Origin of the sequence: Pseudomonas sp. S10E 269, from assembly GCF_002798465.1 — a bacterium.
Taxonomy (GTDB): Bacteria; Pseudomonadota; Gammaproteobacteria; order Pseudomonadales; family Pseudomonadaceae; genus Aquipseudomonas; species Aquipseudomonas pergaminensis.
This window is the reverse complement of sequence record NZ_PHIJ01000001.1, coordinates 1,322,290-1,342,130: the sequence shown is the minus strand read 5'-3', so window position 1 is coordinate 1,342,130 and position 19,841 is coordinate 1,322,290. Positions and strand designations below refer to the sequence as shown.

The following is a 19,841-nucleotide window of genomic DNA, read 5'->3' as shown; positions in this document are numbered from 1 at the left end:
ACCCTGGGGAGTGCTGCCGTGATCAGTGCCGCCATGTTGGCGCCGACAACAATGGGCATCGGGTGGCTGCTGTATGCGCCCGTGGTGGTGTGGGCGATCCTGCGTTCACCTTGGGTCGAACTGTTTGCCGACCGGCGGCGTCAGCATCTGCTATTCGGCACCGTGTTCGCGTTGTTCATGCTGTGGCTGGTACGGCGGGATTTCGATACAGGTGTTTCCTACCACTTCATCGGCATGACTGCCGTGACCCTGTTGCTGGATTGGCCCCTCGCAATTGTCGGCGGCGTTGTCGCCCAGTTGGGTTTGATGGCGCTGGGGCGCCAGGACCTCGCAGCCCTGGGCGTCAACGGCCTGTTGCTGATCGGGTTGCCGGTGCTGATCACCGAAACCTGCGCGTTGCTGGTCGAGCGCGCGCAACCGCGCAATCCCTTTGTGTATATCTTCTGTTCCGGTTTTTTTGCTGCCGCGCTGTCGGCGCTGCTGTGCCTGCTATTTGGGCTGGGGCTGCTGTGGTTCGACGGCCGTTTCGCCATGCCGGAATGGCTGGAGGATTTTGTCGGCTACCTGTGGCTGATCATCTTTCCCGAAGCCTTTATCAACGGCATGGTCATCAGCGCACTGGTGGTGTTTTGCCCGGAATGGCTGGAGACTTTCAACCGCACGCGCTACTTGTCGGCACCCTGGAAGGACGACGATTCACAGCGTTGACCCAGATCAAATCCTGGCCGGCCGAGCAGGCCCATGCTCTGCCAAATTTTTCCAGGCAAGGCGGGGAGCACGGATCATGAGTGTGTACGAGTGGGCACGGCAGGAGTTGCGCAGAAGCCAGGACGCGGCACAGGAAATCGGTTTTGACCCGGGCCTGACCCTGCGTGCGATGCTCAGTGCGGTGGTGCAACAGAGCAAGGGTGTGCGCAGTTTTGAAGACCTGGCCGACGAGCTGCAATACCTTGCAGAGAACCTCGACGACCAGCAGGAATACGCCTTTATGCGCCCTTAGTGGCGCGGCGGCAGGTCTTCGGAAAACAGCTCGTCTTCGGCATCCGGGGCCACGGGGATTTTGTGTTCCTCAGCGGCCCAGGCGCCCAGGTCGATGAGCTTGCAGCGGTCCGAGCAGAACGGCCGGTTGAGGTTGGTCGCTTTCCATTCCACGGGTGCACCGCAGGTTGGGCAGTCGACGGTCAAGGGTTGGCTCATGATCGGCCTCCACGCAAAGTAAGGTAAAAGTGGTGCAGTCGCTCGACCTCGCTGTGCAGCCAGGCAAGGTCCTGGTCATTGACCAGCACGTCATCGGCATGGTTCAGGCGGTCTTCGCGGCTGGACTGGGCCTTGAGGATCGCCTGCACCTGTTGCTCGTTGATGCCGTCGCGCTGCAGGGTACGCTGAATCTGCAGCGATTGCGGCACGTCGATCACCAGGATGCGCTGGGTCATGCTGTACTGGCCGGACTCGATCAGCAGCGGCGACACCAATATCGCGTAGGGCGACTTCGCGCGCGCCAGGTGGCTGCGAATCTCCTCGCCAATCAACGGGTGCAGCAAGGCTTCGAGCCAGCGGCGCTCTTCGGGTACTTCAAAGATCAGCTTGCGCAAGGCGCCGCGGTCCAGTTGACCGTCCGGCTGCAGCACGCCGGCACCGAAGTGCTCGGCGATACGTGCCAACGCCGGCCGTCCAGGCTCGACCACCCAGCGGGCGGCGTGATCGGCGTCCACCAGGTCGATGCCCAGGTCGATAAAGTGCTGGGCTGCGGCACTTTTACCGCTGCCGATGCCGCCAGTGAGGCCGAGAATCCAGGGTGTTGCAACAGAAGTGGTCATCTGAAACCGACAGACTGCAAATAGAAGTCGGTTATTTGACCACCCCAGAGCAATGCAATCCAGCCGGCAATCGCCAGATACGGACCAAACGGCATCGGTGCCGACGCTTGGGACTTGCGCAGGCGCATCAGGATCAAGCCCACGAATACCCCCACCAGCGACGACATTAACAGCGTCATTGGCAGGATTTGCCAGCCACCCCAGGCGCCGAGCAAGGCCAGCAGCTTGAAGTCGCCATGGCCCATGCCGTCCTTGCCAGTGACCAGCTTGAACAGCCAGAACACGCTCCACAGGCTCATGTAGCCGATCACCGCACCCCACAGGGCATCCGACAGTGTCGTCAGCAGGCCGAAGCCGTTGACGATCAGCCCCAGCCATAACAGCGGCATCACCAGCACATCCGGCAACAGTTGGTGGTCGGCGTCGATCAGGCTCATCGCCAACAAGCCCCAGCTCAATACCAGCACTGCGCCCGCCTGCCAGCCATAGCCGAAATGCCAGGCCACCCAGGCCGAGATCAGCGCGCACGTCAGTTCCGTGAGCGGATAACGGGCGCTGATCGCACCCTGGCAATGGGCGCAGCGACCTCGCAGAAACAGGTAGCTGAGCAGTGGGATATTTTCCCAAGGGCGTATCGGATGGTTGCACTGTGGGCAGCAGGAATTAGGCTGCATCAGGGTGTAGGTCGGGCTGGCAGGCTCAGCGGGCAAGCCGAGCACTTCGTGGGCCTGGGCGCGCCATTCCCGTTCGAGCATCTTCGGCAGGCGCCACACCAGCACGTTGAGAAAACTGCCGACGATCAGCCCCAGCACCGACGCCAGTGCAACAAAAGCCCAGGGGTGTACAGCCAATAGCTGGCTCAAAATGCGCTCCCCATCTGGAAGACCGGCAGGTACATGGCGATCACCAATGCGCCGACAATGCCGCCCAGCACCACCATGATCAGGGGCTCCATGAGGTGCGTGAGGTTATCGACCAGGTTGTCCACATCGGCCTCGTAATGGTTGGCAACCTTTTCCAGCATGCGGTCCAGCGTGCCCGACTCTTCGCCGATAGCCGTCATCTGGATCGCCATGCCGGGGAACAGGCCGCTGGCGAGCATGGATTGATTCAATGGCATGCCAGTCGCTACATCGCGTCGCATATGTTCGATTGCCTGTCTGAATGGCCCGGAACCGGCGGCACCGGCCACCGAGTCCAGCGCCTGCAGTAACGGAACGCCGGCGGCAAACGTGGTGGACAGTGTGCGGGCAAAGCGGGCCACGGCGGATTTGCTCAGCAGTTTGCCTGCCAGGGGCGCTTTCAACAAACAGCGGTCCAACCACAGACTAAATCCAGGGAGCGTCCGATAGGCATGGCGCAGCCCCATGCTTCCCGCAAGAACGCCCAGCGCCAGCACCCACCACGCTTTCTGCACGAACTCGGAAAGGGCGATGACCTGCAAGGTGAAGCCGGGCAGCGTGCCGTCCACCCCCGCAAACAGATTCTGGAACTGCGGCACGACGTGGATCAACAGCACCCCAGTGACCAGGCTGGCGACCACCAGCACGGTGATCGGATAGGTCATGGCTTTTTTGATCCTGGCCTTTAGCTGCTCGCTCTTTTCCCGGTGGATCGCCACGCGCTCCAGCAGGGTTTCAAGTGCTCCGGCCTGTTCGCCGGCGGCCACCAGGTTGCAGTACAGCGCGTCGAAATAACGAGGCTGTTTGCGCAGCGCCTCGGCGAGGCTGGTGCCGGCGGCGATCGCCTGTTTCAGCCCTTGCACAAGCTCACGCACGGCGCGGTTGTCGAAGCCCTCACCGATGATATCGAAGGCCTGCAATAGAGGAATACCGGCCTTCAGCAGGGTGGCCAGTTGGCGAGTAAGCAGGGTGATGTCCGTCGATATTATCGAGGGTGCCAGGCTCGGCAGCATTGGAGATTTCTGGCGCACATGGCCTGGGCTGATGCCCTGTTTGCGCAATTGGGCCTTCACCAAGGCAGGGTTGTGCCCGGTGGTTTGCCCGGACACCCTGCGTCCTTTGCGGTTGGTGCCTTCCCAGGCGTAGAGCGTTGAAGCGTTGTCCATGTCATGGTTCCGCACAGAGGTCGTCGAAGCTTTATAGCGTAGTCAGGTGACGGATTCGGACAGGCCGGCATTGGCGGATAAAATGTCAGAATGTGCGTCTTGTGCGCGATTGACCGCCTGCGGATGAGTACACTGGCGCCGCTGCACAACACGGGGCGCAGGACGTGCCTTGTCATGAGTTCTATCCTGGAGAGTGAATGTGATTCGTCAAAAAGGTTTTACCCTGATCGAACTGTTGATCGTCGTGGCAATCATCGGCATTTTGGCCACCATCGGCCTGCCCATGTACACCACCCACCAGGCCAAGGCCAAGTTCACTGCCGGCCTGGCTGAAATCACCGCGTTGAAGGCCGGGTACGAAGACACCCTCAACCAGGGCACTGTACCGACCCTGGCATTGATCGGCGGCACCAGCCCAACGGCCAACTGCAAGATCGATGTAGCAGGGGATGTTGCGACGGGCGCGGGCGCCATCAGTTGCGAAATACTCGACGCGCCGGCGCCGGTGCTGGGCAAGACCATCAGCCTGACGCGCAATGCCACCACCGGTTGGAAATGCACCACCACCGCTGACGCAAAATATGTCGCTAAAAGCTGCGGCGCCGACGGGGCCTGACGGCTAAACCATCCACAGGGAAGATGAGGTGGCCGATGTCGTTATCCGTACCGCAGCGCGGCAATGTTTTTCTGGTAGCAGTGATATGTCTGCTGGTCGTCGGGATTTGTGCGCCGTTCAGCGGGCATGATTTGCAGCGGGGCATGCAGATTGCCGTCGGGGTTTGCGCGGTGCTGTATGGGCTGTCGGTCCCTCGCATGCAACAGCTGCTGGACCGCCCCACGGCGCTGGGCCTGGGACTGATTATCGGGTTGGGCCTGGTGTCATCAGTGCTGGCCCACCAGCCGCTGTGGGCGTTTGCCGAGGTGGCGTTGTTTGTCAGTGGCGGGGCAATTGCCGTGGCGTTTGCCTTGTTGCGTCGCCAGGGCGGTGAGCCGTTGGATCGCTATTTGATCATGCTGGTGGTGCTGCTGTGCCTGATCAAGTCGATTCAATATGTGTATGCGGGCACATTGGCGTTCATCAGCGCCGAACGAATCCTGGACCCGGACCTGTTGCTGTCCGGCTTTTCCAACAAGCGATTCTATGGCCAATTCCAGACATTTACCTTGCCGCTGCTGGCACTTCCCTTACTGATCCCTACGCTTACCCGCTCGCTCAGGGCCGCTGTGTTTGCATTGCTGTGTGTGTGGTGGTTGATCGCGATTGGTGGCGGCACGCGCGGCACCTGGCTGGGCATGGGCGCGGCGACGCTGGTAGTGGCGTTGCTGGGCCCTTGGGGCCGGCGTTGGGTGGGTTGGCAAGTGGCCGCAGTGCTGGCTGGGCTGTTGCTGTATTGGCTGGTGTTTACGGTGCTGGCGGATTACCTCGGGATCCAAATCCTCAATGGCGCCCGTGATCGTCTCACCACCTCCCTGTCCGGGCGCGGTCCGATCTGGTGGCAGGCCTGGCACATGCTCGTCGAGCGGCCATGGCTGGGCTTCGGGCCGATGCATTTCGCCGATATCGCCAATAGAACTGCCGCGCACCCCCACCAGGCCATCCTGCAATGGGCCAGTGAATGGGGTGTGCCATCTACGTTGTGCGTTGCGGTGCTGGCGTGGCGGAGTGGTTGGGCCACGTTCGGCCTATTGCGGGAGCGTGCGCTGTGCTCTGAACCCGCGGACTTGCTGCGAATGTGCCTGTTTGCAGCGCTCGTCGGTGCGTTGGTGCAGTCCATGGTCGACGGTGTGATTGTGATGCCCAACTCTCAAGTGTGGCTGGCGCTGGTGGTGGGTTGGTTGATGGCGTTGCACCTGTGGAAAACCCCGGAGACGGCTGAGCTGCCGTTGGCCTGGGGCGCGTGGAAAACGCTGAGTGTACTGGCCGTTGGTCTGCTGGTTTTTATCGCCGTGCGCGATGTGCCGCATATCCAGCAAGCCCAGCAGCAGTACCTGGACAGCCATGCCAACTTGCTGCAACCGCGCTTCTGGGCCCAGGGTGTGATTGCCCGGTGACGGCGGCAAGTTGCCGGACTCCCCATGCGGTGCTAGCTTTAGCCCACCGCCCGTGTAGCTCAGCCGGTAGAGCAGCGCACTCGTAACGCGAAGGTCGCAGGTTCGATTCCTGTCTCGGGCACAAAGGCAACAAAGGCGTCACCGTTTTCAAAGGCACTGTTTTCAGTTGATCCCAGAATGGTTCTGAAGGCCAGACGAGCCGGCATGTGAGCCTGCTCTTTTGTATCTGCGCAACCTTGATGACCCAGATGCATCCCCATTCCTCGATCTAAGAGAACAACATGACCACGACTGAAATGACCCAGGAAGTTCGGCATCAAGCAGCCCTCGAGAAATACCTCGCGGAGTCGCCGCAGCTCAGAGAAGAGATCAAGGACCTGAGCGCCGATGATCAGCGCGACCAGATCCAGTGGGCATTCGAGGACGAGGCCGAGAGCCAGGGCTATCAGCCCTGGGAGCTGACCCTCAAGTACACCTCGACACCGGAAGAATTCGAAGCAGCACGGCTGGCCTTGCACAAAGAGGCGGCCGAGGTGCTGGGTGTCGAATGGGAAGAGTATTGCGAGATGAACGACCTGGTCGTTTAAACACTCATTGTAGGAGCCGGCAATCCGGCTCCTACAAATCATCTTAGATGCTAAGCCGCATCGACAAATCCACCGCCTTCACATCCTTGGTCATCGCGCCGATCGAAATGTAGTCCACCCCGGTCTCGGCAATGGGCAGCAGGGTGCTTTCATTGATCCCGCCGCTGGCTTCCAGCTTGGCCTTGCCGCCGTTCAGGCGCACGGCTTCACGCATATCTTCCAGGCTCAGCTCGTCGAGCATGATGATATCGGCGCCTGCCGCCAGGGCTTCGCGCAGTTCCTCCAGGCTTTCCACTTCGATTTCCACCGGCTTGCCGGGTGCGATCTTGTGGGCGGCTGTGATCGCCTGGGCAATGCCACCACAGGCAGCGATGTGGTTTTCCTTGATCAGGAACGCGTCGTAAAGACCGATTCGGTGGTTGTGGCAGCCGCCGCAGGTGACCGCGTACTTCTGCGCCAGGCGCAGGCCCGGCAGCGTCTTGCGGGTATCCAGCAGCTTGACCTGGGTGCTGGCGACAAAATCCGCCAGGAATTGGGCGCGGGTCGCGACTCCGGACAGCAACTGCAGGAAGTTCAGCGCGCAGCGTTCGCCGCTGAGCAGCGAGCGCGCCGGGCCTTCAAGGTGGAACAGCGCCTGGTTAGGGTTGACGCGCTCACCGTCGGCCACCTGCCAATGCACGGCGACCCTGGGGTCCAATTGGCGAAACACGGCATCGACCCAGGCTGTGCCGGCGATCACTGCAGCGTCACGGGTAATGATGGTGGCCGTCGCCAGCCGCTCGGCGGGGATCAACTGCGCAGTGATGTCGCCGCTGCCGATGTCTTCCAGCAGTGCGCGGCGCACGTTGGCTTCGATTTCGGCGGTAAGGTCGGCAAGACGGAGATTCGGCATAACAGGCTCCACATACAAAGTGTCCCGATTATAGGGGCAGTGTGCGTTCGAACCCAGGCTCGGCACTCATTTACCGCGCAATGCCAGAGTTTGCTGGCGCAACCCCCCTCATTTGCAAGATAATCTCGCGCCTTGCAATTGGCGTCATAGCTTTGACGTTCAGACCAATACCGCCGTTTCAGGAGGCCAGGATGCACAATGACGGAAAGGTGGTGCCAATCAATCGGGCACAAGCCACGCCATCGCCACTCGCCCGACTGCCGGTGGTGTTGCTGCAGGTCCGCGATAAAGCGGCGCAACAGTTGCAGCAAGGGTTGCAGGACCTATTCGATAACGCTGACGACACGTTGTTCGAGATGGCCGACAAGGCGCGCAACAACTTGGACCACCATATTTTCTTTGAAGCCATGCGCGACCTGCGCCTCAAGCGCAAGAATTTCGAACGCGTGTTCATGGAGCGTCTGTTCGAAGCCTTCGCCAGCCTGGGCCATGCGGGGCGGGGCGAGTTGCAGCTGGTGCCGGTGGTGTCCTACGAGGCCGCACCGGGTTCATCCAAGGATGACCTCGAAAAAGCGGTGGCGCTGGACGCCATGCTGGGCCGGGTGCGGCACCGCGACGGTCTGGCCCTGGCGCAACTCACGGCGCGTTTGAGCGTGTTGCTCGGCAACCGCCTGGACGATCGTGAGAACCCCCTGGGACCTGCGCTGCTCTGTGAGTTTTTCCTGCGGGCGGGGCGCAGTCTGGGCGTGGAGATCCGCGTCAAACTGATCATGCTCAAGCTGTTTGAAAAATACGTGCTCAGCGATGCCGACCAACTCTACGGCGAAGCCAATCAACTGCTGGTGGCAACGGGCGTATTACCCGAACTCAAGGCCATACCGTCCCGCCGCCCTGAAGGGCGTGCGGACCGTGAACATGCGCAAGCAGCAAGCTTGCCGGCTGCCGACCTGCCCGTAGACGAAAATGGCCAGGAAGCGTTCGCTGCGCTCCAACAGCTGCTTACGGCGGTGCGTGGCAGCGTGGCGCCGACGCTCGAGGCCAGCGCCGAGCCGTTGCCCATTTCCACCCGTGACCTGCTGCGCCTGCTCTCTCACTTGCAGCAGTACGTGCCGGAGCCCGAGGCCGAAGACGACTTCGACCTGCGTAGCCAGCTTGAACAGTTGCTCACCCGCCTTAGCGTCAAGAGTGGCAAGTCGCGGGTGGTGGAGGGCGCGGACGAAGACGTGATCAATCTGGTCGCGCTGCTGTTCGAGTTCATCCTTAACGACCGCGCCGTGCCGGATGCCTTCAAGGCCCTGATCGGTCGCTTGCAGATCCCAATGCTCAAAGTGGCGTTGCTGGACAAGAGCTTTTTCAGTCACGCCAGCCACCCGGCGCGGCGCCTGCTCAACGAAATCGCGGCCGCTGCCCTGGGCAGCAGCCCCAGCGAAGACTACCAGCGCGACCACCTCTACCTGCGCATCGAGCAGGTCGTGCAGCGCCTGCTCAACGAGTTTGTCGAAGACCCGGCGATTTTTTCCCAGTTGCTCGCCGAGTTCAGCGCGTTTACCGCCGATGAGCGGCGTCGCAGTGAGTTGCTTGAACAACACACCCGAGATGCCGAAGCCGGGCGCGTGCGCACCGAAGTTGTTCGCCAGCGTGTGGCGGATGTCATGAATAAGCGATTGCTGGGCAAGGTCCTGCCACGTCCGGTCGTGCAGTTCCTGCAGCAAGCCTGGAGCCAGGTGCTGTTGCTGGCCAGTCTCAAGCACGGCGAGCAGTCTGTGCAGTGGCAGGCGGCGCTGCGCACCATGGATGAGTTGATCTGGAGTGTGGGTCTGCAGCAAGACACCGAGGCCGGGCGCCATTTGCTGGAGCAACTGCCGGGCCTGCTCAAGGCGTTGCGCGACGGTCTGACCAGCGCCGCGTTCGACCCCTTCAGCACGCGCGAATTCTTTGTGCGCTTGCAGGCCCTGCATGTCCAGGCACCTGAAGGCGTCGATGAGTGGGGCGAGGTGCGCGTGCCGTTTGTACTGAGCGCGGCGTCACCGGACGCCATCATCGACCTGCCGGACAACGACCCCGACCTGCTCAAGGCTCATCAACTCAAGGTGGGCAGTTGGGTGGTCTTCCAGGAAGGCGACGCCCATACGCTGCGGTGCAAGCTGACGGCGATCATGGCGCCGGCCAATGCCTATGTGTTCACCAGTCGCACGGGGCTCAAAGTCTTGGAGAAGAGCGCCGGCCAACTGGCTTTGGCGTTCAAGCGTGGTGCGCTGCATACCCTGGATGACGGACCGCTGTTCGAGCGCGCGCTGGCCGCGGTGGTGGGCGAGCTGCGTCAACTCAATCGCGGCAAGTGATCGCAACCGGAGGGTCGAACGCGGCATACTGGTCACACTTTGTCTCGTTCAAGGAACCTGTATGCAGTTGGACCCCGCCAGCGGTTGGTGCGAGGGCATCCGCCATTGCCCTTCGCCCAACTTCAACGAGCGCCCCGCAGGCGAAATCTCACTGTTGGTGGTGCATAACATCAGCCTGCCACCGGCGCAGTTTGCCACGGGCAAAGTGCAGGAATTTTTCCAGAATCGCCTGGATGTCACGGAGCATCCCTACTTTGAAGGGATTGCCGACCTACGGGTGTCTGCGCATTTTCTGATTGAACGCGATGGCGCGGTGACGCAGTTTGTGTCCTGTCTTGATCGGGCCTGGCATGCCGGGATCTCGCAGTTCGAGGGGCGGGACACCTGCAATGACTTTTCCCTGGGGGTAGAGCTGGAGGGCACGGATGATCAGCCGTTCACGGATGCCCAATATGCGTCCCTGACCGATCTGACCCGCCAACTGCTGGCGGCTTACCCAGGTATCACGCCCCAGCGCATTTGTGGTCACAGCGATATCGCGCCGGGACGCAAGACCGATCCTGGCCCCGCTTTTGATTGGGCGCGCTTTCGCAGCGCCCTGCAGCATGGAGGACAAGCACGATGAGTTTCCTGGTGTTGGTGCTGGCCGTATGGATCGAGAAGTTCTCGGCCCTGCGCCAGCGTTTGCAACGTGATGGCGGTTGGCTGCGCGAACTGGCCAAGCTGGAATCGAGCCCGCGCATGGGCAAGCAGCCTTGGCTGATTCTGACCTTGCTGGTGTTGTTGCCGGTGGCCTTGCTGGCGTTGTTGCTGCTGGTGCTGGAGCCGGTGGCCTACGGATTGCTGGCGCTGCCGGTGCACCTGTTGATCGTCATCTACAGCCTGGGCCGCGGTGACCTGCTCGCCGGGCTCGGTCCGTTTCGGGATGCCTGGCGGCGGGGCGACCTGCAGGCCGCCGAACATGTGGCCGAACGTGACCTGAGCCTGAGCGCCGAGAGTGGCGAGCAATTGCTGGAGCGCGTGCAGGGTCATTTGTTGTGGCAGGCCTACCAGAGCTTTTTCGCGGTGATTTTCTGGTACTTCCTGCTGGGCCCGGTTGCCGCGCTGGCTTATCGCCTGCTCGCACTGGCCAGTGAACACAGCAAGAACCCACTGGTGGCCGAGCGTGCGGGCCAATTGCGCCACGCGTTTGACTGGCTGCCGGTACGCTTGCTGGCTGCCAGCTTTGCCTTGGTGGGCAACTTCGTCGCGGTTGGTCGTGTGATGCTGCATGAACTGTTGAGTTGGGACATCAGTGCCGCCGAGTTGGTGGAGAAAGTCGGCCTGGTTGCCGCCGAAATCCCGCCGCCGGCGGTAGGCCCCGACGGCATCAATAGCCTCGACCGGCTCTGGGAACTGCTGCTGCGCGCGGCGGTGCTGTGGTATGCCGGGTTTGCGATCTGGACCGTGCTGCCCTGACTGCGAACAAGGTCAAAAAATGTGGGAGCGGGCTTGCTCGCGAATGCGGTATATCAGTCGATGAGTCTTTGACTGACACACTGCATTCGCGAGCAAGCCCGCTCCCACATTTGTTTTTGCCGCGCCCTTCCTGTCGTTAACCTTAAGTTACAAAACTCCCTGTCAAATTGAGCTATACAGATGCTGGCTAACTGCCGCCCTGCGCCTCAATAAAAATAAAAGAAAGGGAGTTCACCTGTGAAGAGCTTGCTCTATCCCGCCGTCGCGCTGATGAATCGCCTGAGCTTCGGCATGAAGTTCAGCTTGATCAGCTTGTTATTCCTGCTGCCCATGCTCGCGACCAACTATTACCTGGTGCGTGATTCATGGCGTGAATTCCAGGGCACGCGCGTAGAACTGCAAAGCCTCGACTTGCTCGGCAGCAGCCTGGCCCTGCGTCGCGACCTGGAAACGCTCAATAACCAAGTGCAGATCAATGCCACCCTCGGCCAGTCCGGCAAGGCCGGCGACCTTGAGGGCAAGATCAGTGCCCTGGAACAAAGCGTGCTGAACCGCCTGCAAGGCCTCGACGCCATGGCCACCGAGCCCGAGCAAATCGCTGCTTTTGACGCCAAGCGCGACGAGTTGATCGCTGCTTTCAAGGCCCAGCAACAGGAAACGTCGCTGCTGAGCAAAAGTGCGCTGATCGGCAAGTTGCTCAACAAGGCGCAGATGCTCAGCCAGATCATTGCCAGCCAATCCGGCTTGAGCCGCGACCCCCAGAGCGACCTGCGACAGCTCAGCGAACTGATCACCAGTGTCACGCCGCACGTCACCCAGACCCTTGGCGAAGGCCGGGCGATGGGCGCGTATTCCCTGGGGCAGGGCTTTCTCAATTCGTCGTCCAGCACACGTTTTGACGAACTGTTGCAGCAGTTGGAAAAACTCCAGGCCGAATATGGCCTGAAGTTGCAGGATGCGCTGGGCTCCAGCAACGCTGCTCACACAGCGCTCGACAGCCTGGCCAAGGCCAGCAACGCCAGCCTCAAGCAGGGCAGCGAGTTGTTTGAGGAGCAGGTGGTGATGGCCGAAACCCTTGACGCGCCGTGGCAGGGTTTCTACGACAGCGTCAGCCGGTTGATGGCCCAGACTTACCAGCTCGATGACGCCACCCTGACGTTCCTCGGCCAGCAGCTGGAGCAACGCTTGGCGCAGCATCGTACGCACATGGTGGTGCTGGTCTCGGCCCTGACAGCGGTGTTTTTGCTGATCTTCTATCTGTACGCCGGGTTCTACGCCTCCACGCGCACCACGCTGCGCCGCCTGGGCGCGATGATGGACAAAGTGGCGGCCGGCGACATGACCGTCACCTTTGTTGCCCATAGCCGCGACGAGCTGGGTGACCTGGGCCAGGTGTTCAACGGCACCGTGGCGAAGATCCATGACCTGATCGAGCGCGTCGGGCATACCGTCAGCCAAGTCGAGTTGCAGGCTGGGCAGGTCGAAACGGTCTCGGCCCGGAGCAACCAGGCGGTGTCGGGCCAGCGCACCCAGATCGAGCAGGTGGCGACGGCCATGAACCAGATGTCGTCGACTGCCCAGGAGGTTGCCCGCAGCGCGGCGGCTGCCGTCAGCAGTGCCCACAGTGTCAACGATGAAACCGTCAGCGGCCGTGGCCTGGTGCAGTCCCAGCAGGGCAGCATTGCGCGGCTGGCCTCGGAGATCGATCAGTCGGTGCGGGTGATCAACCAGTTGGCCACCGACAGCCAGTCCATCAGCAGTGTGTTGGAGGTGATCAAAAGCATCGCCGAGCAAACCAACTTGCTGGCGCTCAACGCCGCCATCGAGGCGGCGCGGGCCGGTGAGCAGGGGCGGGGGTTTGCGGTGGTGGCCGATGAGGTGCGCACCTTGGCCCGGCGCACCCAGCACTCCACAGAAGAAATCGAACAGATGATCAGCCGCTTGCACGGCGGCGTGGCAGCGGCAGTCAAGGCCATGGGCAGTAGTCATGAAATGGCCAATGGCACCGTGGGTCAGTCGGAAAAGGTCCAGCAGGCCCTGGAAAATATCCTCGGCGCCGTAGGAATGATCGTCGACCAGAACCAGCAGATTGCCGCTGCCGTGGAGCAACAGACCGCTGTCGCCCACGACATTGACCAGAACATCGTTGCAATCAATCGTGCCGGCGAACATGCCGCCGAAGGTGCGCATCAGACCGAGGCAGCGAGCCGGCAGTTGTCGATGCAGGTGATCGAGTTGAAGCAATTGATCGGTGCGTTTCGCGTGTGAGATCTAGTTGTAGGATTTATCGTTTGCTGGCGTGGTGCCCGTCCTGATTTCGCGGCGTCTCTTTTCTGGGTCCCTGAATGGGTGAAAATTGTTTCACTCGATTTCACGCTTAGAGGAGGCACAGCGATGAACGCTGTAATCGGCATCAAGGGGCACTGCGCTCATTGCGACATCACCTTCAATCTCAAGCCTTGGCAAGTGAATGCCATCGCCATTGAGGAGCCATTCGATTGCCCGTATTGCCAGTGGATTCTCCAGTTGAACTGTCCTCGGCAGTTGCGCCAGTTCAGATCCCTGGACCATTGGGCGCTGGTACAGCCGAGCATGGTAGTGCTGACCTGCATGGTGCTGATCGTGGCATTGGTGACCGAGTGGGTAGGGATGATCAGTGTGATCGGCCAGTTCAACATTTCGCTGGTGGTGGTGCTGGTGCATTTCCTGGTGTTGCGATACGCCCGGTATCGCCAGCGCATAACCCTGGACCTGCAACTGGCTACGCCGTCACTGCCAATTGAACAGCTCGCACGCATTGCGTGTGCTCGCCTCAGCCAGCAATAGGGGGGTGGTGCCCATGCGCTCGGCGAGGGCAGCGCAAATGTCCGGCAGGTGTTCCGGGCTGTTGCGTTGACCGGGGTACATGGCGGGCGCCATATCGGGAGAGTCGGTTTCCAGCACCACCGCGTCGAGCGGCAGTTGTGCTAGCACCTTGTGCATGCGCAGGGCCTGGGGCCAAGTGGCGGCGCCGCCCAAGCCCAGCTTGAAACCGAGCTTGATGTACTCACGGGCTTCTTCGCGGCTACCGGCAAACGCATGGATGATGCCGCCATGCGGCACACGGATGCGCTTGAGGGTGGCGATCACTGCGGCGTGGCTGCGACGTACATGCAGCAACGCTGGTAATTGGAAGTCGACCGCCAGCTTGAGTTGGGCTTCAAACAGGCTTTGCTGGCGGTCGCGGTCCAGTTGTTCGAGGAAGTAATCCAGGCCGATCTCGCCGACCGCGCACAGTTGTCGGTGGCCATGCAGGCGCGTCAACCAGTCGCCCAATTCCGTGAGGTCGGCGGGGCGATGCTCATCGAGGTACACCGGGTGCAGGCCAAAGGCAGCGAACAAACCTTCGTCTGCCTGCACCAGGTCCCACAGGCGCTGCCAATTCTGCTGATACACGCCCAACACCACCATGCGCCGCACGCCCAGTGTGCGGCTGTTTGCGAGGACGTCCCGGCGGTCGCTGTCGAAATCCGGGAAGTCCAGGTGGGTGTGGGTGTCGATCAGCTCCACGCTCACGCCTCGTGAATACGCTGCTTGAAGGTTCGACCGATGGCATGCACGCCGGGTTGATACTGTTCTTCTTCGATCGCGGCCAGCGCCAGGCGCAGGGCGGTATCGGCGATCAACTGGTGCTGCTGGGCCATGGCATTGACCGGCAGCGGCAGGAAATCCAGCAACTGCGTATCACCAAAGGTGCCCAGGCGCAGCGGTCGTGACTTGAGCGGGAAGTCATGCAAGGCATCGAACACGCCTTGCAGCAGCACGTAGGAGGTGGTCACCAGCGCGTCAGGCAAATGCCCCAGTTGTTGCAGAAGTTGCTCCATCAACTGTCGGCCACAGTCGCGGCTGAAGGCTTCAGCATGTTCGATGATCACTTCGCCGGTGAACCCTTCGAGGGCCTCACGGAAACCCGCGGCACGTTCCTGACTGATGCTCAGCTCGGGCCGTGCGCCGATCAGCACGATCTGCTTGGGCAACGGTTGCAACAGGCTGCTGGTCAGTTGCTGGCAGGCCTGGCGGTCGTCGCTGACCACCGAGCAAAACTGGTCCGAGCCCATCACCCGGTCGATGGCAATCACCGGCAGGCCCTTGGCTTGTAGCTCGCGGTAACTGTCATCGCTGGCCGGCAGGCAACTGGCGACAAACAGCGCATCACAACGGCGGGCGCGAAACAGTTGCAGCAATTGGCGCTCGCTGTCGGCGTCGTCGTCGGAGCTGGCGATCAGCAACTGGTAGCCGCGCGCCCGTGCGCCTTGCTCCAGGAGCTTGGCGATGCGCGCGTAACTGGGGTTTTCCAGGTCCGGCAGGATAAAGCCCAAGGTGCGCGTGTGCCGACTGCGCAGCCCGGCGGCCTGTGGGTTTGGGGTAAAGCCATGGGCTTCGACCACAGCACGCACCCGTTCAACGGTGGCGTTGCTGATGCGTTGCTGTTCGGCCTTGCCATTGATGACGTAGCTGGCGGTGGTCACGGACACACCGGCGAGACGTGCGATATCACTGAGTTTCAAACCGGGATTTCCTTGTTTTCTGAAGCTTGCCCCGACATTTTGTCCAATCGTAACCGATTCCAGCACCCGACCAATGTCTCAGCTCAAGTGCCGAGTGGTTCTTCAATGAAGCGCAATTAACGCGTAGTCTTCCATAAATTCTAGATTAAACGTTTCAGCCAGCGTATTTTTAAGACGTTCGCGACTGAGTGGCTACTGCCAATTGACTGCTCAGTCAGTTAATCGTGAACACCCCTTACACTGTTTGTTTAAAACAATACCTAGTGCGCCCTTGCACTAACTAGGAGAACGGCATGCTTGAGCTCACTGTAGAGCAGATTTCCATGGGCCAGGTGGCTGTGGACAAATCTGCTGCCTTGCACCTGCTCGCTGACAAACTGGTGGCCGACGGCCTGGTCGCCGAGGGTTATCTCAGCGGTTTGCAAGCCCGTGAAGCCCAAGGCTCGACCTTTCTCGGCCAAGGTATTGCCATTCCCCACGGCACCCCCGAAACCCGCGACCAGGTGTTTTCCACCGGTGTGCGCCTGCTGCAGTTCCCCGAAGGGGTGGACTGGGGCGACGGCCAGATCGTGTACCTGGCCATCGGCATTGCGGCCAAGTCCGACGAGCACCTGCGCCTGTTGCAACTGCTCACCCGCGCCCTTGGCGAAACCGACCTGGGCCAGGCACTGCGCCGCGCCGGCACCGCCGAAGCCTTGCTGAAACTGTTGCAGGGCGCACCGCAGGAACTAGCGCTGGATGCGCAGATGATCAGCCTGGGCGTGTCCGCCGACGACTTTGAAGAACTGGTATGGCGCGGCGCACGCCTGTTGCGTCAGGCCGATTGTGTGAGCAATGGTTTCGCCGCCGTGTTGCAGCAGGTGGATGCGCTGCCCCTCGGTGACGGCCTGTGGTGGCTGCACAGCGAGCAGACCGTCAAGCGCCCGGGCCTGGCGTTTGTTACCCCGGACAAACCCATGCGCTACCTCGGCCAACCGCTCCATGGCCTGTTCTGCCTGGCCAGCCTTGGTGAAGCCCACCAGACCCTGCTCGAACGCTTGTGCGCCTTGCTGATCGAAGGGCGCGGCCAGGAACTTGGCCGCGCCACCAGCAGCCGCGCCGTGCTCGAAGTGCTCGGCGGCGAACTGCCGCCCGATTGGCCCAGCGTGCGCATCACCCTGGCCAACGCCCACGGTCTGCATGCGCGGCCGGCGAAGATCCTCGCGCAGTTGGCGAAAAGTTTTGATGGCGATATCCGCGTGCGCATCGTCGATGGCCCGGTAGGCGCGGTGTCGGTGAAAAGCCTGAGCAAGCTGCTGAGCCTCGGCGCGCGGCGCGGCCAGGTGCTGGAATTTGTCGCCGAGCCGAGCATTGCTGGCGACGCACTGCCCGCGCTGTTGGCGGCGGTGGAAGAAGGCCTCGGCGAAGACGTCGAGCCACTGCCGACCCTGAGCGCCCAGCCCGAAGCCCTCGATATCGAACCGGTGATCAGCGCGCCATTGGCCGGCAGCCAGATCCAGGCCATCGCCGCCGCGCCAGGCATCGCCATCGGCCCTGCGCATATTCAGGTTCAGCAAACCTTCGATTACCCGCTGCGCGGCGAGTCCTCGGCCATCGAGCGCCAGCGCCTGCACAGCGCCCTGGCCGAGGTGCGCCGCGACATCCAGGGCCTGATCGAGCGCAGCCAATCCAAGGCGATCCGCGAGATTTTCATCACCCACCAGGAAATGCTCGACGACCCGGAACTCACCGACGAAGTCGACACCCGTCTCAAGCAAGGCGAAAGCGCTGAAGCGGCGTGGATGAGTGTGATCGAAGCGGCCGCCAAGCAGCAGGAGTCGCTGCAAGACGCCCTGCTCGCCGAGCGTGCCGCCGACCTGCGGGATATCGGCCGTCGCGTGCTGGCGCAACTGTGCGGCGTTGAAACTGCCCAGGAGCCGAGCGAACCCTACATTCTGGTGATGGACGAAGTCGGCCCGTCCGACGTTGCGCGGCTTGATCCGGCGCGCGTCGCCGGCATCCTTACCGCCCGTGGCGGCGCGACGGCCCATAGCGCCATTGTCGCCCGCGCCCTTGGTATCCCTGCATTGGTCGGCGCCGGCCCGGCGGTGTTGCTGTTGGCTTCCGGTACGCCGTTGTTGCTCGACGGCCAGCGCGGCCGCCTGCATGTGGACGCCGACACCGCCACGCTGCAACGCGCCACGGTCGAGCGCGACACCCGCGAACAGCGCCTGCAAGCGGCCTCGGCGCAACGCCATGAACCGGCGCTGACCCGCGACGGTCACGCCGTGGAAGTGTTTGCCAATATCGGCGAAAGCGCAGGCGTGGCCAGCGCGGTGGAGCAGGGCGCCGAAGGCATTGGCTTGCTGCGCACCGAACTGATTTTCATGGCCCACCCGCAAGCGCCGGACGAGGCCACCCAGGAGGCCGAATACCGTCGCGTCCTCGATGGCCTCGCCGGTCGTCCGCTGGTGGTGCGCACGCTCGATGTGGGCGGCGACAAACCGCTGCCGTACTGGCCGATCGCCGAAGAAGAAAACCCATTCCTTGGTGTGCGCGGCATTCGTCTCACCTTGCAGCGCCCACAGATCATGGAAGCGCAACTGCGGGCGCTGCTGCGTTCGGCGGATAATCGCCCGCTGCGCATCATGTTTCCCATGGTCGGCAGTGTTGACGAATGGCGTGCCGCCCGCGACATGACCGAGCGTCTGCGCCTGGAAATCCCGGTGGCGGACCTGCAACTGGGCATCATGATCGAGGTGCCGTCGGCGGCATTGCTCGCGCCGGTGCTGGCCAAGGAGGTGGACTTCTTCAGCGTCGGCACCAATGACCTGACCCAGTACACCCTGGCCATCGACCGTGGTCACCCGACGCTGTCGGCCCAGGCCGATGGCCTGCACCCGGCGGTGTTGCAATTGATCGACATCACCGTGCGCGCCGCCCATGCCCATGGCAAATGGGTCGGCGTGTGCGGCGAGCTGGCAGCGGACCCGTTGGCCGTGCCGGTGCTGATCGGCCTGGGCGTTGATGAGCTGAGTGTGTCGGCTCGCAGCATTCCCGAAGTGAAGGCGCGTGTACGCGAATTCAGTCTGAGCGAGGCCCAGGGCCTGGCGCAACAAGCACTGGCGGTGGGCTCGCCCGCCGAAGTGCGTGCCCTAGTGGAGGCCGTGTAGATGGCAAGGATTCTGACCCTGACGCTGAACCCGGCGTTGGACCTGACGGTACGCCTGGCGCGCCTGGAGCCGGGTGAAGTCAATCGCAGCGAAACCCTGCTGACCCATGCCGCCGGCAAGGGCGTGAATGTGGCTCAGGTGTTGGCCGATCTGGGCCATCAGGTGAGCGTGGGCGGGTTTCTCGGTGAAGAAAACCCCCAGGCGTTCGACGCGCTGATTGCCCTCCGTGGATTTGGCAATGCGTTCATTCGCGTGCCGGGCGAAACACGCAGCAATATCAAGATTGCCGAGCAGGATGGCCGGGTCACCGACATCAATGCGCCTGGGCCGTTGGTGAGTGAAGAGGCGCAGAACGCACTGCTCAAACTCATCGCCATCGTCGGCCCTGAATTCGATGCGGTGGTGGTGGCTGGCAGCTTGCCGCGTGGTATCAGCCCTCAGTGGTTCCAGGGTTTGCTGGAGAAAATCAAGGGCCTGGGCTTGAAAGTCGCCCTGGACACCAGCGGCGAAGCGCTGCGCGCCGGTTTGAAAGCCGGCCCGTGGCTGGTCAAACCCAATACCGAAGAACTGGCCGATGCGCTGGGTAATGCCCCGGATGCCATCAGCCAGTTGCATCAACAAGGTGTGGAACACGTGGTGGTTTCCGACGGCGCCGCCGGCGTGAGCTGGTACAGCCCAGGCGCATCGCTGCACGCCACACCGCCCAAGGTCGCGGTCGCCAGCACCGTCGGCGCCGGCGACTCGCTACTGGCCGGGATGCTCCACGGTCTGCTCACGGGTGATACGCCGGATCAAACCTTGCGCCGAGCCACGGCAATTGCTGCGATGGCGGTGACGCAGATCGGTTTCGGCATCAGCGATCACGCGCGGTTGGCGCGCCTCGAAAGCGGCGTCCAAGTGCGCACGCTGACAGAACAATAAGAGGG

General features: G+C 62.0%; 19 protein-coding genes, 1 tRNA gene and 1 pseudogene. 14 read left to right on the top strand and 7 right to left on the bottom strand.

Features of this window, described 5'->3' with window-relative positions:
* The first annotated feature begins 18 nt into the window (after positions 1-18).
* A complete protein-coding gene (locus CWC48_RS06310; protein WP_100491511.1) occupies positions 19-708 on the top strand; it encodes an energy-coupling factor ABC transporter permease in 690 nt (229 codons plus the stop codon).
* 76 nt (positions 709-784) lie between these two features.
* Entirely contained in the window at positions 785-1,000 is a 216-nt protein-coding gene (locus CWC48_RS06305) for a hypothetical protein (protein ID WP_003171680.1), read from the top strand.
* Here the strand turns inward: CWC48_RS06305 and yacG are convergent.
* The 4 genes from yacG to CWC48_RS06285 are packed head-to-tail and all read right to left on the bottom strand — an operon-like array spanning position 997 to position 3,885.
* On the bottom strand, positions 997-1,197 hold the full coding sequence (yacG, locus tag CWC48_RS06300; RefSeq protein ID WP_003188437.1) for a DNA gyrase inhibitor YacG: 201 nt from the start codon (positions 1,195-1,197) through the stop codon (positions 997-999). The genes CWC48_RS06305 and yacG overlap by 4 nt on opposite strands.
* The gene (gene coaE, locus CWC48_RS06295) at positions 1,194-1,817 is read right to left on the bottom strand and encodes a dephospho-CoA kinase (protein ID WP_078046824.1); all 624 of its coding nucleotides are present in this window, start codon (positions 1,815-1,817) and stop codon (positions 1,194-1,196) included. The genes yacG and coaE overlap by 4 nt, the downstream gene beginning before the upstream one ends.
* Entirely contained in the window at positions 1,814-2,680 is an 867-nt protein-coding gene (locus CWC48_RS06290; RefSeq protein ID WP_100491510.1) for an A24 family peptidase, read from the bottom strand. Before CWC48_RS06290 ends, coaE begins: the two co-directional genes overlap by 4 nt.
* Positions 2,677-3,885 carry a type II secretion system F family protein gene (locus CWC48_RS06285; protein ID WP_100491509.1) on the bottom strand — a complete coding sequence of 403 codons (1,209 nt, stop codon included), beginning with the start codon at positions 3,883-3,885 and terminating at the stop codon, positions 2,677-2,679. Before CWC48_RS06285 ends, CWC48_RS06290 begins: the two co-directional genes overlap by 4 nt.
* Positions 3,886-4,087: 202 nt before the next feature.
* On the opposite strand from CWC48_RS06285, the gene CWC48_RS06280 reads away from it, so the two are divergent.
* The 4 genes from CWC48_RS06280 to CWC48_RS06265 all read left to right on the top strand — a co-directional run bounded on the left by CWC48_RS06280 (position 4,088) and on the right by CWC48_RS06265 (position 6,524).
* Positions 4,088-4,501, top strand: coding sequence for a pilin (locus tag CWC48_RS06280; RefSeq protein ID WP_100492499.1), 414 nt, complete (start codon positions 4,088-4,090; stop codon positions 4,499-4,501).
* A 35-nt stretch (positions 4,502-4,536) separates the two neighbouring features.
* Positions 4,537-5,937, top strand: a complete 1,401-nt coding sequence (locus CWC48_RS06275) for an O-antigen ligase (protein ID WP_100491508.1) — start codon at positions 4,537-4,539, stop codon at positions 5,935-5,937.
* A gap of 48 nt (positions 5,938-5,985) precedes the next feature.
* Positions 5,986-6,058, top strand: a tRNA-Thr gene (locus CWC48_RS06270).
* 160 nt (positions 6,059-6,218) lie between these two features.
* Complete coding sequence (locus CWC48_RS06265; RefSeq protein ID WP_078046828.1) at positions 6,219-6,524, top strand: DUF6388 family protein; 306 nt, start codon at positions 6,219-6,221, stop codon at positions 6,522-6,524.
* A gap of 43 nt (positions 6,525-6,567) precedes the next feature.
* Here the strand turns inward: CWC48_RS06265 and nadC are convergent, their stop codons facing one another.
* Positions 6,568-7,416 carry a carboxylating nicotinate-nucleotide diphosphorylase gene (nadC, locus tag CWC48_RS06260; RefSeq protein WP_078046829.1) on the bottom strand — a complete coding sequence of 283 codons (849 nt, stop codon included), beginning with the start codon at positions 7,414-7,416 and terminating at the stop codon, positions 6,568-6,570.
* Between the two features lie 191 nt (positions 7,417-7,607).
* Between nadC and CWC48_RS06255 the strand changes: the two genes are divergently transcribed.
* From CWC48_RS06255 to CWC48_RS06235, 6 genes and pseudogenes are all read left to right on the top strand, one after another.
* Complete coding sequence (locus CWC48_RS06255; protein WP_100491507.1) at positions 7,608-9,758, top strand: DUF1631 domain-containing protein; 2,151 nt, start codon at positions 7,608-7,610, stop codon at positions 9,756-9,758.
* Between the two features lie 61 nt (positions 9,759-9,819).
* A complete protein-coding gene (ampD, locus tag CWC48_RS06250; protein ID WP_078046831.1) occupies positions 9,820-10,383 on the top strand; it encodes a 1,6-anhydro-N-acetylmuramyl-L-alanine amidase AmpD in 564 nt (187 codons plus the stop codon).
* Positions 10,380-11,216: a regulatory signaling modulator protein AmpE gene (gene ampE / locus CWC48_RS06245; protein WP_078046832.1), complete on the top strand. Its 837-nt coding sequence runs from the start codon at positions 10,380-10,382 to the stop codon at positions 11,214-11,216. The genes ampD and ampE overlap by 4 nt, the downstream gene beginning before the upstream one ends.
* A gap of 270 nt (positions 11,217-11,486) precedes the next feature.
* A pseudogene (locus CWC48_RS30795) lies at positions 11,487-12,578 on the top strand (methyl-accepting chemotaxis protein); the annotation flags it as partial.
* On the top strand, positions 12,555-13,484 hold the full coding sequence (locus CWC48_RS30790; RefSeq protein ID WP_371857067.1) for a methyl-accepting chemotaxis protein: 930 nt from the start codon (positions 12,555-12,557) through the stop codon (positions 13,482-13,484). The pseudogene CWC48_RS30795 and the gene CWC48_RS30790, both read left to right, overlap by 24 nt.
* Positions 13,485-13,610: 126 nt before the next feature.
* Positions 13,611-14,042, top strand: coding sequence for a hypothetical protein (locus CWC48_RS06235; RefSeq protein ID WP_100491505.1), 432 nt, complete (start codon positions 13,611-13,613; stop codon positions 14,040-14,042).
* On the opposite strand, the gene CWC48_RS06230 is transcribed toward CWC48_RS06235, so the two are convergent.
* A complete protein-coding gene (locus tag CWC48_RS06230) occupies positions 13,986-14,765 on the bottom strand; it encodes a TatD family hydrolase (RefSeq protein WP_099494021.1) in 780 nt (259 codons plus the stop codon). The two genes, CWC48_RS06235 and CWC48_RS06230, sit on opposite strands and share 57 nt — an antisense overlap.
* 2 nt (positions 14,766-14,767) lie before the next feature.
* On the bottom strand, positions 14,768-15,763 hold the full coding sequence (cra, locus tag CWC48_RS06225) for a catabolite repressor/activator (protein ID WP_078046836.1): 996 nt from the start codon (positions 15,761-15,763) through the stop codon (positions 14,768-14,770).
* A gap of 293 nt (positions 15,764-16,056) precedes the next feature.
* On the opposite strand from cra, the gene ptsP reads away from it, so the two are divergent.
* Together ptsP and pfkB are read left to right on the top strand one after the other, a co-directional pair.
* Positions 16,057-18,915 carry a phosphoenolpyruvate--protein phosphotransferase gene (gene ptsP, locus CWC48_RS06220; RefSeq protein ID WP_100491504.1) on the top strand — a complete coding sequence of 953 codons (2,859 nt, stop codon included), beginning with the start codon at positions 16,057-16,059 and terminating at the stop codon, positions 18,913-18,915.
* Positions 18,916-19,836 (top strand): 1-phosphofructokinase, encoded by a 921-nt coding sequence (gene pfkB, locus CWC48_RS06215; protein ID WP_100491503.1) that lies wholly within the window; start codon positions 18,916-18,918, stop codon positions 19,834-19,836. It begins immediately after the preceding gene.
* Positions 19,837-19,841 lie beyond the last annotated feature (5 nt).

Excerpts from the sequence above, each read along its gene's own strand:
- CWC48_RS06305 (WP_003171680.1), top strand. The coding sequence starts at position 785 with ATGAGTGTGTACGAGTGGGCACGGCAGGAGTTGCGCAGAAGCCAGGAC.
- yacG (WP_003188437.1), bottom strand. The coding sequence starts at position 1,197 with ATGAGCCAACCCTTGACCGTCGACTGCCCAACCTGCGGTGCACCCGTG.
- coaE (WP_078046824.1), bottom strand. The coding sequence starts at position 1,817 with ATGACCACTTCTGTTGCAACACCCTGGATTCTCGGCCTCACTGGCGGC.
- CWC48_RS06285 (WP_100491509.1), bottom strand. The coding sequence starts at position 3,885 with ATGGACAACGCTTCAACGCTCTACGCCTGGGAAGGCACCAACCGCAAA.
- CWC48_RS06275 (WP_100491508.1), top strand. The coding sequence starts at position 4,537 with ATGTCGTTATCCGTACCGCAGCGCGGCAATGTTTTTCTGGTAGCAGTG.
- CWC48_RS06265 (WP_078046828.1), top strand. The coding sequence starts at position 6,219 with ATGACCACGACTGAAATGACCCAGGAAGTTCGGCATCAAGCAGCCCTC.
- nadC (WP_078046829.1), bottom strand. The coding sequence starts at position 7,416 with ATGCCGAATCTCCGTCTTGCCGACCTTACCGCCGAAATCGAAGCCAAC.
- CWC48_RS06255 (WP_100491507.1), top strand. The coding sequence starts at position 7,608 with ATGCACAATGACGGAAAGGTGGTGCCAATCAATCGGGCACAAGCCACG.
- ampD (WP_078046831.1), top strand. The coding sequence starts at position 9,820 with ATGCAGTTGGACCCCGCCAGCGGTTGGTGCGAGGGCATCCGCCATTGC.
- ampE (WP_078046832.1), top strand. The coding sequence starts at position 10,380 with ATGAGTTTCCTGGTGTTGGTGCTGGCCGTATGGATCGAGAAGTTCTCG.
- CWC48_RS30790 (WP_371857067.1), top strand. The coding sequence starts at position 12,555 with ATGACCGTCACCTTTGTTGCCCATAGCCGCGACGAGCTGGGTGACCTG.
- CWC48_RS06235 (WP_100491505.1), top strand. The coding sequence starts at position 13,611 with ATGAACGCTGTAATCGGCATCAAGGGGCACTGCGCTCATTGCGACATC.
- ptsP (WP_100491504.1), top strand. The coding sequence starts at position 16,057 with ATGCTTGAGCTCACTGTAGAGCAGATTTCCATGGGCCAGGTGGCTGTG.
- pfkB (WP_100491503.1), top strand. The coding sequence starts at position 18,916 with ATGGCAAGGATTCTGACCCTGACGCTGAACCCGGCGTTGGACCTGACG.